Consider the following 14,276-nt stretch of genomic DNA (forward strand, 5'->3'; position numbering starts at 1 on the left):
CACCGGGGCAGGCCGGAGCTGACCCACCGGCCTGCCTCGTCCCGGGGCCTGAACCCCCTCCACTCAGAAACGAGACTCGTCCTTCATGACTGCCGCAGCCACGACCACCGATACCTTCCGCCCGGCCCTGCACTTTGCAACAAGGAACACCTGGATTAACGACCCCAACGGCCTCATCTTCCATGACGGCGTCTACCACCTCTACTACCAGAACAACCCGTTCGGCAGCGAGCACGCCAACCTGTCCTGGGGCCACGCTACGTCCACCGACCTCGTGAGCTGGACTAACCATCCCGTCGCCATCGCCTGTGACGAGCAGGAAGACATCTTCTCCGGCAGCATCGTCTTCGACCCGCAGAACACCAGCGGCTTCGGCAAGGACGGAACAGCACCCCTGGTAGCCATCTACACCAGCGCCTACAAACCCGCCTCCGCGCTCGAAGGCGTCCAAGCTCAGTCACTGGCCTACAGCCTCGACGGTGGATACACCTGGACCAAATACGCGGAGAATCCCGTCCTGAATCGTCGTTCAGCTGATTTCCGCGACCCTAAAGTGTTCCGCTATTCCGGCCCGGCCGGTGACTATTGGGTGTTAGTAGCCGTCGAAGCGCAGGACTTCCAAGTCCTCCTATATAAGTCACTGGATCTCAAGAACTGGGAGTACCTGAGCACCTTCGGTCCCGCGAACGCGACAGGGGGTATCTGGGAATGCCCGGACCTGTTTCCCATGGCGGTCGGCGGTGACCCCGAAGACGTCAAATGGGTGCTCACGGTCAACCTGAACCCGGGCGGTCCAAATGGCGGCTCGGCCGGGCAGTACTTCGTAGGTGATTTTGACGGCGCCACCTTCACTTCAGCCACGACAGTGACTGAAGGCCTTCAGGACCCTGAGCGGTTGGGTGACTACCAGTGGCTGGATTGGGGCCGCGACTACTACGCCGCCGTGTCCTTCAGCGACGCACCGCAAGGCCGACGCCTGATGATCGCGTGGATGAACAACTGGCAGTACGTCCACGAACTCCCCACAGCGTCATGGCGAAGCCCCATGTCACTGGTCCGCGAAGTATCCCTCCAACGCCTCGATGGAAGCTGGCGGCTGGTGCAGCAGGTGGCAGGAGACCTTGCCTTGCACCCGGAACTGAACCCCTCGTTCACCCTCGCCGAAGTCGAGATCGCTGAGGGGCAGCACATCCTGAGGGGCGCAGCAGGCGCCGTTCAACGCATCGACGTCACCCTCACGCCGGGAACTGCCGAAGAATTCGGGCTCGTAGTCCGCGGCGAAGGTGCGCTAGGAACCCGCATAGGCGTCCGGCCTGCAGAAGGGACCCTCGTAGTCGATCGTCGCGAATCAGGGCATACAGACTTCCATGAAGCCTTCGCATCCATCGACACCGCACCCATCCGCGCGGCGGACGGGCACTACCGCCTCACCATCTTCGTGGACCACTGCTCCGTGGAAGTATTCGCCCAGGGCGGTCAAGTCACTATGACCGAACTAATTTTCCCGTCACCGAGCAGCAACGACGTTTCCGTCTACGCAGTGGGTGGCTCAGCTGCGATAAACACCCTGCACATCACGCAGTACGCGTAGACCACACACCCTTTGCGCCGAGGTGGCAGTTAACACCAATCCTGCTCGCAGACATGGGTATTAACTGTCACCTCGGCGCGGGCAAAGGGGAGGGGCTAGTCTAGGCGCATGACCACTCGAGCCAACGATCTCACCGCCTTGGTTACCGGCGCTACCGCCGGGCTCGGTGCAGAATTCGCCCGCCAGCTCGCCGAAGCCGGGCACCACCTGGTTCTGGTGGCCCGCGATGAAGAGCGCCTTAAAGAAAAGGCCGAGGAACTCGAACGCGACTTCAGTATCTCGGCGGAGGTTCTTTCCGCAGACTTAACCACCGACGTCGGCGTCTCGGCAGTGGCTGACCGCTTGAGTGACGCTGCACGGCCTGTGGATGTCCTGGTCAACAACGCGGGCATCGGGCTGTTGAAGTCGTTCGAACGGAATGACTTGGACGAGGAACGTCGCCACCTGAGGCTCCACGTCCAGACACCCATGGAATTGAGCCACGCTGCACTTGAAGTCATGCTGGCACGCGGCAAGGGGCGGATCATCAACGTCGCCAGCGTGGCAGCGTTCGCCAACAGGGGTACCTACTCCGCCGCCAAAGCATGGCAAGTGACATTCAGTCGGTGGGCCAACATCACCTACGCGAAATCCGGCGTACAGGTCACCGCGGTTTGCCCAGGTTTCACCCACACCGAATTCCACGACCGTATGGGCATGGACAAAACCGTTGCTCCCCGGTTCTTGTGGCTCACAGCCGAGCGTGTAGTGCGCGAAGGGTTGGAGGACAACGCCAAGGGCAAGGGTGTCTCCATCCCTACGCGGCGGTACAAAGTGGTCAGTTTCTTTGCACGTATCCTGCCGGCGAAGCTGACTTCCGGCCCACCCCGGCGGCCGCTCGAACCGTAAATCTGAGGTCCGGGTTACTATGACAGTTCATTCGAGCCTGAGGGGGCAGTGCTGTGAGGAACAAATCCTGGGCATTCATTGTGGCCATGGTTGTCAGCGGAGTGCTGCTGAGCGGCTGCACCGGAACGAGCAACACGGGCTTCAAAGCGCTGGAGCGAGAGGCGACGGAGACCGACACTCCGCCGACGGGCCTGAAACTCGAGCAATTCGAACTGGAAAAGGTGCTGTTGGTCGCTGAAGCGAACGGGAAGAAGTACTACTTGGGACAGGGCAAACAGGGCCGTCCGTCATGCCTCGTCGTAGAAAATGCGGACCCAACGCTCTCTCATAGCGGCTGCACTGACTCTATTCAGGGGGAGATGCTGAGGATCAGTGGTCCCGACCAGAAATCTGCTGTTTTGGTTGCCGACGACTATGACACCCAGGAGCTTGAGTCGAGTGGCTTGACGAAAATCCACCCGAACATCCTCGTCGTTACGAACTGAAACAGTTGCGAACTGAAACAGCTACGAACTGAACCGGCTACGAACTGACCCGGCTACGAACTGACCCGGCCCCTCGGGGCCCGCACCAGCACCGCCACCGCGATCCCAACCACGGCCCCCACAAATGTCTCGATGGCGCGCTCCATGACCAGCACCCCTGGATCCATGGGGGCAGCGAGTTGGGCAATCAGCAGTATCACCGGCGTGAAGAACACCATGGCCCACCCGTAGTGCCGTGCCATGAACAGCTCGGTGGGGAACTGGCACAGAACCACCAGCACGGCGAGTACCACTGCGGTTTGACCCGGGAAGTACTGAAGCGGCGATAGCGGACTGGGGAAAAGCACGACGGCGACGATCCCCAACCCGAGGAATGTCCCCACGATGCGGTGGATACCTCGGTGGACGCGGCTTGGGAGGTCGGCTCCTGCGAGGGGCACGGCCGCGGCGGCCATGGCCCAATGTGGGTGGCCGCTGCCGCTCAGCACCCCGATGGCCCCGGCCACGCCGACCGCGAGCGAATAGCGTGCAGCATGGACCAACGCGGCCTGACGCTGCGGGCCGCGAAAGACGGGAAGGTCGCGGCCGGCACCGGCGACCCATGTGCGCCGCCGGAACCAGCCGCTGAAACCGACCACCAGCGAAAAGCCAGCGGACCCGACGCCGATGAGTACCGCCGTCGTGAAGGGCACGTTGGTTGGGACGGAGGCGCAGGCGCCCAAGGCGAGGATACCGAAGAACGGGCCTACGGGCTTGAGTCGTACGGCGTCCGCATACAGGGATCCGGTGCCGGCAAAGAAGGTTGCCACGAGTACCAACCACCAGGACTGGATGTGGTTGACCGAGAGGAACACCCCGATAGTGAGTCCGCCAACCAGGAACAGGGCAGCCTGGGCTTGGTGCTTGAGTCTGAGCTGATGCGTTTCGTTGCGGCCGTACATGCCGGTTAGTGCACCGAATACGGCGTACATCATAAGATCCGGACGGCCGATGAGGATGAGGAACAACCCTGGCACTGCGACACTCAGGGCCACCCGTACAGCCGAGAGGTGGTCGTTGTTGGCAGGACCCATCCGGTGGAGTTCACGGGCATGCGAGATGAGTGCGGGCATGCGGGAACACCACCAATCGGTCAGGGCTTGTCTTTGGAAATTAGCATCATCGCGGCCCAGGCCGCCATTAGCCCGGTCACAACCCGTAGCGGACTTGGGCGCGCGGACGGGGGAAGTTCTGGGAAGATCAAGGTATGCCCGTCGCTTTCGTCTGCCGCACCCGCTCCAGCATGCCACCGCAGGAGCTATTTGATCTTTCCCGCAACATCGATGCCCACGTAGGGTCCATGACGCAGAGCCGAGAGAAGGCAATCGGCGGCGTAACCACTGGGCTCATCTCGGAAGGTGAGACTGTCACCTGGCAGGCATGGCACCTCGGCGTCCGGTTCCGCATGACCAGCCGCATTACGCGGATGGAGACGCCGTCGTCGTTCTCTGATGAACAGGTGAAGGGCCCTTTCAAGTACCTTCGCCACACGCACGAGTTCCGGCCGGACGGCAGCGGGACCCTCATGGTGGATACCGTGGAATTCGCTGCACCATTTGGTCCGCTGGGCAGGCTGGTGGAAAAGCTGATTCTGGCCCGATACCTGCAGAACCTGATTGAGAAGCGCAACGCGTTCCTGGTGGCACCCGCCATTTCAATCCAGGAACCGCCAACCCGGGACGCCCGGCAATGATCAGGCTCGCGCACGCGGACGACCTGCTGATTCTGCAGGACATCGAGCGTGCCGCGGGCCAGGCTTTCCGGGCTTTGGGAATGGATTCCATCGCGGACGACGAGCCCCTTTCCATCGATGAGCTGAACAGTTATGCCACGGCCGGGCGCGCTTGGGTTTCCGTCGACGGGCTCGACTACCCGGTGGCATACCTGCTGACGGACATCGTTGACGGCAACGGTCACGTGGAGCAGGTCAGCGTTCACCCCGATCAAGCACACCAAGGACTGGGCCGGGAGCTCCTGCATGCAGCGCGCGTCTGGACGCGCGGACACGGAATGCAGCGCCAAACCTTAAGCACCTTCCGGGACGTGCCCTGGAACGCCCCGTACTATCGCCGCCTCGGCTTCGAAGTGCTCGACGCCGGCAGTTGGGGTCCGGGGCTGACCCGCCTCATGGAGCACGAGGCTGAGTTGGGCCTGACCCGGTGGCCCCGCGTAGCCATGTGGCGCCCGGCGGTCCCGCCCAAGTAACCCAGCCAGTCGGGTTAGCCTGCCACCAACTCAACCTCGTAGCTGTCCGTGTTGAGCAGGTATGCCGCGTAGTGGTCCGGGCCGCCGGCGTGCGGGTACTTCGACTCGAACATCTCGTACCAACCGGCATCCGCCCCGAGTGCCCGGATCCTGTCCACGTTCTCCCGGGTCCCGGCGTGGAAGGCTATGTGGTTGACCCCGGGATCCGTGCGTCGGTGGGTTGTGGCGGTGGTTGCATCAGTCTGCTCCACCACCACATACGTGCCGTCCAGCTTCCAACTGCACCCCGTGGGCCACTCCTGGAATGGCTCATAACCCAGCTCACCCAGCAGCCAGCCCCACTCTTCCCTTGCCCTGTCAAGGAACGGCACCCAGATCTCAAGATGGTGGATCGATCCCACCGGAACCTCACGCATGCGCCGATTCTACGAGGTCTGTGCCCGTTTCACAGGGCTGCGCTCGCCGAGTCGCCACGGGCGCACGGGTTCCTACTTCCTGAGCCTGACGCGAACAGCGGCGCCGGCGCACAGGATCACCGCGAGGCCGCCCACCACGGTGGTCCACGTCATGGACTCAGCTAACAGGAGCCCGGCCCAGGCGATGCTCATGACCGGCTGGACGAGCTGGATCTGGCTGACCTGGGCCATGGGTCCGATGGCCAGGCCCCGGTACCAGGCGAAGAAGCCGAGGAACATACTCACCACGCCCAGGTAAGCGAAGGACAACCACTGGACGGGAGTGGCAGAAGGTATGCCGGAGCCAAGCGATACCACCGTCAGCAGAATCATCACTGGCGCAGCCACCACCAAAGCCCAAGAGATGGTCTGCCAGGCACCCAGTTCCCGGGCGAGCAACCCACCCTCTGCATAGCCGATAGCGGCCGCCACCACGGCACCCAGCAGTAGAAGATCCGCCCAGTGCAGAGCGCCAAATCCACCGGACTGAACCAAAGCGAACACTACGGCTGCGATCACGCCCACCGCGGTCAGTACCCAGAACAATGGGCGAGGATGTTCCCGCCCCCTGATCACCGCTACGGTCGCCGTGGCTGCGGGGAGTAGCGCGATGACCACAGCTCCGTGACTGGCGGAAGTACTGGTCAACGCGAACGTGGTCAGCAGCGGGAATCCGGCCACGATGCCCCCGGCAACTACAGCCAGCCGCAACCATTGGAAGCCCTGTGGAAACCGTTGCCGAGTCAGCGCCAAGGCAAGCGCCGCGAGGGTGGCGGCGACAACTGCACGGCCGGCGCCGATAAACAGGGGAGACATCCCCTCCACGGCCACCCGTGTCAGCGGCACAGTAAAGGAAAAGGCGACGACGCCAAGGAGGCCCCACCAGACACCTGTTGATGTCCGTGTGCATACCACTGGCTGCAAAAGTGTAGTAGCGCTACTATTAGGACTCATGAATAACGATAGCAGTTCCCGAATCGTCTCGCGAGTAAAAGAATGGGTCGCAGGGGCTGCGCCGGGAGCCAAGCTACCATCTACGCGCCAACTCGTTGCTGAGTACCAGGCCAGCCCCGTCACGGTTCAGAAGGCCCTCAGGACACTAACGGCACAGGGCCTGATTGAGAGCCGGCCCGGCGTTGGAACTTTCGTCCGGGCTTACCGCACGGCCAGGCCCTCCGACTACGGCTGGCAAACAGCAGCCTTGCGGGCAGCCCAAGTCGCGCGACCACTGACCTCTGGCGCCATGCGGAGCGCTACCAACGATGTCATCGCATTCCATTCCGGATACCCGGACCGCGAACTCCTCCCCGAAAGACTCGTTCGTGCTGCTCTGACTCGGGCCGCAAGAGGAGACGCCGCCCTGTCCCGGCCGCCGGCGCAAGGACTTCCCGAACTCCAGACCTGGTTCGCGCAGGAACTCAGTACCTCAACGCCGGTGGGCGTCACGCCGCCCCAGCCGAGCGACGTCGTCATTCTTCCCGGTAGCCAGAGCGGACTCAGCTCGATTTTCCGGGGTCTGGTGGGGCATAGCCAGCCACTCTTGGTGGAGTCGCCCAGCTACTGGGGTGCACTGATGGCGGCGGGCCAAGCGGGCGTCAACGTCATTCCTGTCCCCAGCGGCCCGGACGGTCCCGACCCTGAAGAACTGGACAGGGCCTTCGAGGAGTCGGGCGCGCGGGTGTTCTACGCGCAGCCGAACTTCGCCAACCCCACAGGAGCGCAGTGGTCGGCCGATCGTGGGGAAGAGGTGCTCCGGATCGTCCAGCGGCACGGAGCCTTCCTTGTGGAGGACGACTGGGCGCACGACTTCGGCATCACCGCGCCGTCGGTCCCGCTCGCCGCCAAAGACGACTCCGGGCATGTGGTGTACATTCGCTCGCTGACCAAGAGCGTCTCGCCGTCCATCCGTATCGCAGCCGTCATCGCGCGAGGCCCGGCACGCGGACGCATCATAGGGGCGCAGGCCGCTGAGTCGATGTACGTCAGCGGCCTGCTTCAGGCGGCAGCGCTCGACGTCGTCACGCAACCAGGGTGGCAAACGCACCTTCGTGGCCTCAGCCATCAGCTGCAGTCGCGGCGCGATTTGCTGGTCACCAGCCTCCGTGAGCATGTTCCGCAGGCACATCTCAGCCACCTTCCCAAAGGCGGTTTGAACTTGTGGTTGCGGATGCCGGACGGGTTCGACGTCGATCAGCTCACCAAAGATTGCGAATCGGCCGGTGTTCTTATTGCGGCCGGAACGGAGTGGTTCCCTGCGGAACCTGAAGGGCCGTACATCCGGCTCAACTATGCGGGCCCCAATCCGGGCGGCTTCCCGGAAGGTGCGCGGATCATTGGCGAGGCAGTTCGGGCCCAGTTGGGGCTTTAACAGCCGTAGCCACCAACCTCAAGGAGAGCGCCTTGGGGCTGGTGGCTACGGTGGGCGGCTAGCTGCCGCGAACTAGCTGAATCGCTGCGCAGAAGTTGCAGGCAAAGAGTTCCTAAGCGGGGGTCAGGTCCTTGTTGCCTTTACCGAACACGGCATCATCGATGGGCTGGCCGTCGAAGGGCATCTCATCCAGGTTGATGAGCGGGTTGGTGTCTTGCGTTGCTACGAGCTCACGTGCCTCGGCCTGGGTGTCCACGCTGGGCATGGAGCCGGGCAGGGGACGTTGGGCGGATTCACGCAGGAAGTAGATGGCGATCGCACCAATGATGGACGTGGCCATCAGGTAATACGCCGGCATCATATCGTCGCCCGTGCCTTCGATCAGACCCTGGACAATGAACGGCGTGGTTCCGCCGAAGATCGCAACCGAGAAGTTGTAAGCGATGCCCATTCCGCCGTAACGGCTGGACGTCGGGAACAGTGCAGGCAGGGCCGAAGCCAGGTTGGCGATGTAGAACGTCACCGGGAAGGCGATCAGGGCGAGGCCGGCCAGCGTGGACCAGATGTCTCCGATGCCGATCAGCATGAAGGCCGGAATGGCGAAGACGATGGTGCTGCCTGCGCCGATCCACAGCACGGGACGGCGGCCGATGCGGTCGGAGAGCTTACCGGTCAGTGGAATGCAAACAGCCATGATGACCAGGACCGGGATGGTCAGCAGCGTGCCGTGGACGGGGTCGTAACCCTTGGAGTCCGTAAGGTACGTGGGCATGTAGGACGTCAGGGCGTAACCAACAGTGTTGGCTGCGGCTGCGAGGATCATGGCCAGCACGATCTGGCGCCAGTAGGCCTTGATGATGCCGATGGGTCCCTTGGCGACGGCAGCATCCTGCGATGCCGCGTCTTTCGCTGAGGCTTCCTGGGCGTCCAGGGTTGCCTGGAACTGGGGTGATTCCTCGATCTTGCTACGGAAGTACACGGCAATGAGGCCCAGGGGACCTGCGATCAGGAATGGGATCCTCCAACCCCATTCCTCCATGGCTGCCTGTCCGAGCGTGAGCTGCAGGACAGAAACCAGGGCGGCACCGAGGGCGAAGCCGATGTAGCTGCCCATGTCGAGGAAGCTGGCAAAGTAGCCTCGGCGCTTGTCCGGGGCGTACTCGCTCACAAAGGTTGTGGCACCGGCGTACTCGCCACCGGTGGAGAAGCCCTGGATGAGCTTCAGGATCACCAGCAACGCGGCGGCCCAGATGCCGATCTGCGCGTAGCCGGGAAGGAGGCCGACGGCGAACGTACTTGCCGCCATGAGCATCAGTGTTGCTGCGAGGACCTTCTGACGGCCAACCTTGTCGCCAAGCCAACCGAACACGACGCCGCCAAGCGGGCGCGCGATGAAGGTTGCGGCGAAGGTGCCCAGAAGGAAGAGTGTCTGGACGGACTTGTCCGCTTCCGGGAGGAAGACAGGGCCCATGGTGGTGATGAGGTAGCCGAACACGCCGACGTCGTACCATTCCATGGTGTTGCCGACGATCGTGCCGCCGAGTGCTTTGCGCAGCATCGGCTTGTTCACCACGTTGACGTCGGATTCTTTCAGCCGGCGCTTCGGGCGAAGCTTCGTTTTCTTTACTGTACTAACTGAGTTTGGTGCGTTTGTGGCGGCCGGGGTGGGGCCTGCCAATACCTGGTTCCCGGTGGCGTTCCTTGCGCCATCCGGAGAGACGGTGTTGCTTTGGTCTGTGGGCATTTGGGCTTCTCCTAGGGAGGTCATTTGCTTGCGACTTCTGCTGCCCCGCTCTGGGCAGGGTTTCAATTTTACGCGTTTTGGACCGAAAACCCGAGTTGAGATCCGATTTTTGGGTCATATGAGGATGCAAATTGCCTAGGTGTGTTGCATCTCATTACCCGCTCTTGCCCTGTAATCATGCGGATCCGAGCTCGTTTTTGCCCTCGGGAGCACGTTGTTACCAAATTGTTTAGCGGAGCCCACTTAACAGGCCGGATTCGGGCCTAAAAGCTGATGGTTTGAACGGGTTACCGGTTAGCCGCGAGCACCACTGTTGCATCCAACGCTTCGTTCGAGACCACTTTCGGGAGCAACCCCGCTTCTTCCAGTAGTTGGGCGGTGCGCGGCGCCTGCTGGCTTGAGGTTTCCATTGCCAGGGAACCACCCGGCGCCAGCCACCGAGCCGCGTCCAGCGCTACGCGACGCTGGATATCCAAACCGTCAGCGCCGCCGTCGAGCGCTACCCGCGGCTCATGGAGGCGTGCCTCCTGCGGCATCATCGCGATGGACCTCGTAGGAACATAAGGCGCGTTCGCGAGCAGCACTTCCACTTTCCCGCGCAATTCCCGGGGGAGTGCAGCGTAGAGGTCCCCGTGATGGACGCGGCCGCCACGAGGCTCAATGTTACGGCGCGCGCACCGAACCGCCGCGGGGTCCACGTCTGTCGCGTGCAGCTCGCAGCTCCCCAGGAGATCGTTGAGCGCAGCGCCTATCGCCCCGGAACCACAGCAAAGGTCGACGACGACGGCTCCGGGTTTGGTGACCATCGCCGCCACCCGCACCACGAACTCCGTGCGACGGCGCGGCACGAAGACGCCCGGTTCCACGGCGATGCGCGTCCCGCAGAAATCCGCCCACCCCACAATGTGTTCCAGGGCAGTCCTCGAAGGCGTTGGTCCACCATGTGGGTGAGCTGGTCCGGATGGTGGGCGGCATCGATGAGCAGTTGTGCTTCATCTTCCGCGAAAACGCAGCCGGCGGCACGCAGGGTTGTGGCGATGGATGCTCTCCGGGTCACGTTTGCCATGCTAGCCGAGGACGAATTCCGGGGGAGCACGAAGAAGCGGCAGGTGAGGGGTTCACAAATCTGCCGGGATTTGGTTAGGGTATGAGACATGGGAACACTGATTTTTGAGTAGACCGGTCTCTGCCTTAGCGGCATAGCCGAGTTTCACCTGACAAAAATCCACGCCTGTTGAGGCCCTGCCTCCATGCCGTTCCCGTTCTCGACGCCTTTTACCCGAACCGCAACGACATGGGATACGTGTCTCTTCAGGACTCACACTTTTAGGAGTCCACGTATGACTGCCAACCCTTCCGAAAACAAGAAGACCCCGGCTTCCGGCGGCATCAAGTCCAAACTGACCGACGCCCAGAAGGCCATGTTGGCCAGCAAATCCGGGGGCGGTGCTCCGGCCGGTTGGCAAAGCACCGGCAAGGGGCACAAACCCACCTCCGCCAGCGGCAAGCAGGCTAAAACCGAGAAGAAGGTCCGCTGGTAAACCAGCAAACAGGAACTGAAATACAGGCACACTGGAAAGGAAGAACCATGACTGCGAATCACGATTCTCAACGCATCAATCCTGAGGTTGCTAACCACTTGGTGGAGTCCATGGGCATGGCCCCGATGCCGGAACCGACTACCGTCGCCGTCGCACTGGGCGCTGACCAGAGCAAGCAATGGCCGGACGGTAACGGCAAACGTCGCCACCCGAAAGACCGCGACCAAGCCCACGGCCGTATGGGGCAAGGAGCAGCTGTGACGGCGATCCATAGGACCAGCCGCCCGCAGATGCCACATTCCTCCTAACGGCACCCGCATCGACCGCACCACCCGCGTAGCCAGCCCAACTGAGTAACAGCAAACGTCCTACTGAGCCTTCAATAGAGCGTTATCTGTCACTTAGTTGGGCTGGCTTACGTCCTCAGGGGACTTGTCCGGACGCCAGCCACGCCACACCGGGTGCCGTAGCCGGCCGGGGCCTGTCCATTCACCGAACGTTACCTCGGCCACCAGCTCAGGGCTCACCCACTTGGCCCCCGCAGCATCCTCCCGGGGAATGTCCGCGAAGGGGGAGTTGCCCACTGCCAGGGGCTCCAGTTTCGCCATGACGTCCCGGAGCTGCCAGTCCTTGAACCCGGTGCCCACCCGGCCCACGTAGTGCAAGTTGTCGCCGTCGGGGATGCCTAGCAGAAGCGCACCGAACGTCCCGCTCCTGGCGCCCGCGCCGGGACGCCAACCGCCCACCACCACTTCCTGGCTCTGCTCCAGCTTCAGCTTGATCCAGGACCTGCTGCGGCGGCCGATCACGTAGCGACTGTCGGCCTTCTTGGCCATGACACCTTCCAGGCCCAGCTCGGCGGCGCTGGTCATGAGGTCCTCAACATCGTGGTCCAAAACTGCCGAAAGATGCAGCGGGCAGCCTTTCGGCAGGCGCTCCGCAAAACCGGAGAGCCTCTCACGGCGCTCGCGGAAAGGCAGCCCGCTTAGGTCCGTGCCGTCGTCGTAAAGAAGGTCGAACAGCATGAGCTGCACCGGAACCGTTGTACGGGCGCGTTCGATGTCCGCAGCCTTGACAAGGTTCATCCGGAGTTGCAGCCGCCCGAAATCCGGACGCGAGCCTTTGCCCAGCGCCACAATTTCGCCATCAGCCACGAAGTCGCCATCGGGCCAGCATGCGCGGTCCGTCAATTCGGGATAGGCGGCGGTGAGGTCGTTTCCGTTGCGGCTCATGAGTCGGATCTTGCCCTCGGTGCCGGTGATGATCGCCCGGATTCCGTCCCACTTCAGTTCATAAAGCCAATCATCGCCGCGGAGATCGGCTGTGGTTCCGGAAGTGGCGAGCATGGGGGCGTAGTTCGGCATGGGCAGGGGAGCAGCAGGCTTGGCGGGAGCGGGTGCGACGGATTTAGCCGCAGTTTTCCCGACTCGCCGCCCTCCCGGCTGCTCCTTCATGAGGTGGATGAGCCAGTTCTGACCCGTATTGATGAGTGCGAAACGTTTGGTCCCACCCAGGCCACCACCCGGCTCACCTGTGAGGGTCGCGATCACTTCCTTGCCGTCGCGCCACTTCTCGCACGTGTACTCACCGTGGTCCCAAATGGTCATGGTCCCTGCCCCGTACTCGCCCTTCGGGATGACGCCCGCGAAGGTGGCGTACTCCATGGGGTGGTCCTCGGTATGGACGGCGAGGTTGTTGCGGTCGGGGGTTTCCGGGATGCCACGCGGCAGCGCCCACGACGCCAGGACACCGTTGTGCTCCAAACGGAGGTCCAAGTGATAGCGGCGGGCGTGGTGCTCCTGGATGACGAAGATTCCGCCGGGGGGTGGAGGATCGCCGGGCTTGGGTTGATCGGAAGAGGAGCCTCCGGAGTGTGGGGAGGCAGAAACGGCCGACGACGACGGAAACGGCTCCGGGGTTTTCCCCGGATCGCGCATCCCGACGTACTTGGCGAGACGGTTCTCGACCGTCACCACCCGCTCACGGGCACCGGAGTCACCCGAAGCAGCACCGTCGTCGTCATTCTCATCCTCACCGTGAGGCGGCAGGTGCCGGTCGGAGATGGACGCAAAGTGGTCCTTCCCGGTAGCAACGCGCTTCATTACGGCCATGTAGTCGAGGTGGTCCAGCGAAGGGGAGGCGAGCTCCCGCCAGGTGCGGGGCGCGGCGACCGTAGGGTGGGCTTTCCCCCTGAGGGAGTAAGGGACGATGGTGGTCTTGTTCCCGCTGTTCTGGCTCCAGTCCACCAACACTTTGCCGTGGCGGAGGGACTTCTTCATGTCGCTGACCACCAGCTCCGGGTGGTCCGACTCCAAAACGCGGGCGAGCTCTTTGGCGAAGGCAGACACTTGCTCGGACTTCAAGGTGCCGTCGAGGCCTGTGTAGAGGTGAATGCCTTTGCTGCCGCTGGTGACCGGTACAGGATCCATGCCCATGTCCTGCAGGATGGAGCGGGCCAGCTTGGCCACTTCAACGCACTCGGGCAGTCCAGCCCCGGGGCCTGGATCGAGGTCCAGGACGAAGCGGTCGGGGCGGAGTGGCTTACCTGAAGGGTCCACCTGCCACTGCGGTACGTGGATTTCCAAGGAGGCGATTTGCGCCATCCACGTGAGCGTCGCCAGGTTGTTCACCATGGGATACACGTTGGTGTGGTCCGAATGCTGGATGGCGGCACGGGGAATCCACTTGGGAGCGGAGTCCTCGAGATTTTTCTGGAAGAACACTTCCCCGGGATGTTCGGCGGTGCCCACCCCGTTGACCCAGCGCTTGCGGGTTACGGGCCGATTGGCGGCAGCCGGGATCAGGAAAGGCGCGACGGCAGCGTAGTACTCCAGCACTTCTGCCTTGGTGGTGCCGGTTTCGGGGTAGATGATTTTCCCCAGGTTGGTGAGGGTGAGCTCGTGGCCTTCCACGTTCACCCGCTCCTGTTGCTTGCCTGCCACCTCTTCTCCTCTGCTGTG

Annotated in this window: 13 protein-coding genes and 1 pseudogene; 8 read left to right on the forward strand and 6 right to left on the reverse strand. The window is 62.8% G+C overall.

Annotated elements, in window-relative coordinates:
- The first annotated feature begins 85 nt into the window (after nt 1-85).
- From ACIQTW_RS19985 to ACIQTW_RS19995, 3 genes are all read left to right on the forward strand, one after another.
- Nucleotides 86-1,591, forward strand: a complete 1,506-nt coding sequence (locus ACIQTW_RS19985; protein WP_402940697.1) for a glycoside hydrolase family 32 protein — start codon at nt 86-88, stop codon at nt 1,589-1,591.
- A gap of 108 nt (nt 1,592-1,699) precedes the next feature.
- A complete protein-coding gene (locus tag ACIQTW_RS19990) occupies nt 1,700-2,479 on the forward strand; it encodes an SDR family NAD(P)-dependent oxidoreductase (protein WP_402940699.1) in 780 nt (259 codons plus the stop codon).
- Nucleotides 2,480-2,532: 53 nt separating this feature from the next.
- A complete protein-coding gene (locus ACIQTW_RS19995; RefSeq protein WP_402940702.1) occupies nt 2,533-2,964 on the forward strand; it encodes a hypothetical protein in 432 nt (143 codons plus the stop codon).
- 53 nt (nt 2,965-3,017) lie between these two features.
- Here ACIQTW_RS19995 and ACIQTW_RS20000 read toward each other — a convergent pair whose 3' ends face one another.
- Nucleotides 3,018-4,076 (reverse strand): FUSC family protein, encoded by a 1,059-nt coding sequence (locus ACIQTW_RS20000; protein WP_402940705.1) that lies wholly within the window; start codon nt 4,074-4,076, stop codon nt 3,018-3,020.
- Nucleotides 4,077-4,210: 134 nt separating this feature from the next.
- On the opposite strand from ACIQTW_RS20000, the gene ACIQTW_RS20005 reads away from it, so the two are divergent.
- Together ACIQTW_RS20005 and ACIQTW_RS20010 are read left to right on the forward strand one after the other, a co-directional pair.
- The gene (locus ACIQTW_RS20005) at nt 4,211-4,696 is read left to right on the forward strand and encodes an SRPBCC family protein (protein ID WP_402940707.1); all 486 of its coding nucleotides are present in this window, start codon (nt 4,211-4,213) and stop codon (nt 4,694-4,696) included.
- Entirely contained in the window at nt 4,693-5,208 is a 516-nt protein-coding gene (locus ACIQTW_RS20010; RefSeq protein ID WP_402940710.1) for a GNAT family N-acetyltransferase, read from the forward strand. Before ACIQTW_RS20005 ends, ACIQTW_RS20010 begins: the two co-directional genes overlap by 4 nt.
- 14 nt (nt 5,209-5,222) lie before the next feature.
- Here ACIQTW_RS20010 and ACIQTW_RS20015 read toward each other — a convergent pair whose 3' ends face one another.
- Both ACIQTW_RS20015 and ACIQTW_RS20020 read right to left on the reverse strand, forming a co-directional pair.
- Nucleotides 5,223-5,624, reverse strand: a complete 402-nt coding sequence (locus ACIQTW_RS20015) for a VOC family protein (protein WP_178992925.1) — start codon at nt 5,622-5,624, stop codon at nt 5,223-5,225.
- A gap of 72 nt (nt 5,625-5,696) precedes the next feature.
- Nucleotides 5,697-6,617, reverse strand: a complete 921-nt coding sequence (locus tag ACIQTW_RS20020) for a DMT family transporter (RefSeq protein ID WP_402940715.1) — start codon at nt 6,615-6,617, stop codon at nt 5,697-5,699.
- On the opposite strand from ACIQTW_RS20020, the gene ACIQTW_RS20025 reads away from it, so the two are divergent.
- Nucleotides 6,616-8,031, forward strand: a complete 1,416-nt coding sequence (locus ACIQTW_RS20025) for a PLP-dependent aminotransferase family protein (RefSeq protein ID WP_402940717.1) — start codon at nt 6,616-6,618, stop codon at nt 8,029-8,031. The genes ACIQTW_RS20020 and ACIQTW_RS20025 overlap by 2 nt on opposite strands.
- 112 nt (nt 8,032-8,143) lie before the next feature.
- Here ACIQTW_RS20025 and ACIQTW_RS20030 read toward each other — a convergent pair whose 3' ends face one another.
- Together ACIQTW_RS20030 and ACIQTW_RS20035 are read right to left on the reverse strand one after the other, a co-directional pair.
- Nucleotides 8,144-9,775, reverse strand: a complete 1,632-nt coding sequence (locus ACIQTW_RS20030; RefSeq protein WP_402940719.1) for an MFS transporter — start codon at nt 9,773-9,775, stop codon at nt 8,144-8,146.
- Between the two features lie 287 nt (nt 9,776-10,062).
- A pseudogene (locus ACIQTW_RS20035) lies at nt 10,063-10,931 on the reverse strand (putative protein N(5)-glutamine methyltransferase).
- A gap of 184 nt (nt 10,932-11,115) precedes the next feature.
- On the opposite strand from ACIQTW_RS20035, the gene ACIQTW_RS20040 reads away from it, so the two are divergent.
- Nucleotides 11,116-11,316 (forward strand): hypothetical protein, encoded by a 201-nt coding sequence (locus ACIQTW_RS20040; protein ID WP_043469623.1) that lies wholly within the window; start codon nt 11,116-11,118, stop codon nt 11,314-11,316.
- Between the two features lie 47 nt (nt 11,317-11,363).
- Nucleotides 11,364-11,624: a hypothetical protein gene (locus ACIQTW_RS20045; RefSeq protein WP_402940722.1), complete on the forward strand. Its 261-nt coding sequence runs from the start codon at nt 11,364-11,366 to the stop codon at nt 11,622-11,624.
- Nucleotides 11,625-11,717: 93 nt separating this feature from the next.
- Here ACIQTW_RS20045 and ACIQTW_RS20050 read toward each other — a convergent pair whose 3' ends face one another.
- Nucleotides 11,718-14,258, reverse strand: a complete 2,541-nt coding sequence (locus ACIQTW_RS20050; protein ID WP_402940725.1) for an ATP-dependent DNA ligase — start codon at nt 14,256-14,258, stop codon at nt 11,718-11,720.
- Between the last annotated feature and the right edge of the window lie 18 nt (nt 14,259-14,276).

Source organism: Paenarthrobacter sp. NPDC090517 (assembly GCF_044769165.1).
Taxonomy (GTDB): domain Bacteria; phylum Actinomycetota; class Actinomycetes; order Actinomycetales; family Micrococcaceae; genus Arthrobacter.

What these genes read in the sequence shown, in the direction of transcription:
- ACIQTW_RS20015 (WP_178992925.1), bottom strand. Translation starts at nt 5,624, where the DNA reads ATGCGTGAGGTTCCGGTGGGATCGATCCACCATCTTGAGATCTGGGTG.
- ACIQTW_RS19990 (WP_402940699.1), top strand. Translation starts at nt 1,700, where the DNA reads ATGACCACTCGAGCCAACGATCTCACCGCCTTGGTTACCGGCGCTACC.
- ACIQTW_RS20030 (WP_402940719.1), bottom strand. Translation starts at nt 9,775, where the DNA reads ATGCCCACAGACCAAAGCAACACCGTCTCTCCGGATGGCGCAAGGAAC.
- ACIQTW_RS20005 (WP_402940707.1), top strand. Translation starts at nt 4,211, where the DNA reads ATGCCCGTCGCTTTCGTCTGCCGCACCCGCTCCAGCATGCCACCGCAG.
- ACIQTW_RS20000 (WP_402940705.1), bottom strand. Translation starts at nt 4,076, where the DNA reads ATGCCCGCACTCATCTCGCATGCCCGTGAACTCCACCGGATGGGTCCT.
- ACIQTW_RS20025 (WP_402940717.1), top strand. Translation starts at nt 6,616, where the DNA reads ATGAATAACGATAGCAGTTCCCGAATCGTCTCGCGAGTAAAAGAATGG.
- ACIQTW_RS20010 (WP_402940710.1), top strand. Translation starts at nt 4,693, where the DNA reads ATGATCAGGCTCGCGCACGCGGACGACCTGCTGATTCTGCAGGACATC.
- ACIQTW_RS20040 (WP_043469623.1), top strand. Translation starts at nt 11,116, where the DNA reads ATGACTGCCAACCCTTCCGAAAACAAGAAGACCCCGGCTTCCGGCGGC.
- ACIQTW_RS20045 (WP_402940722.1), top strand. Translation starts at nt 11,364, where the DNA reads ATGACTGCGAATCACGATTCTCAACGCATCAATCCTGAGGTTGCTAAC.
- ACIQTW_RS19985 (WP_402940697.1), top strand. Translation starts at nt 86, where the DNA reads ATGACTGCCGCAGCCACGACCACCGATACCTTCCGCCCGGCCCTGCAC.
- ACIQTW_RS20020 (WP_402940715.1), bottom strand. Translation starts at nt 6,617, where the DNA reads ATGAGTCCTAATAGTAGCGCTACTACACTTTTGCAGCCAGTGGTATGC.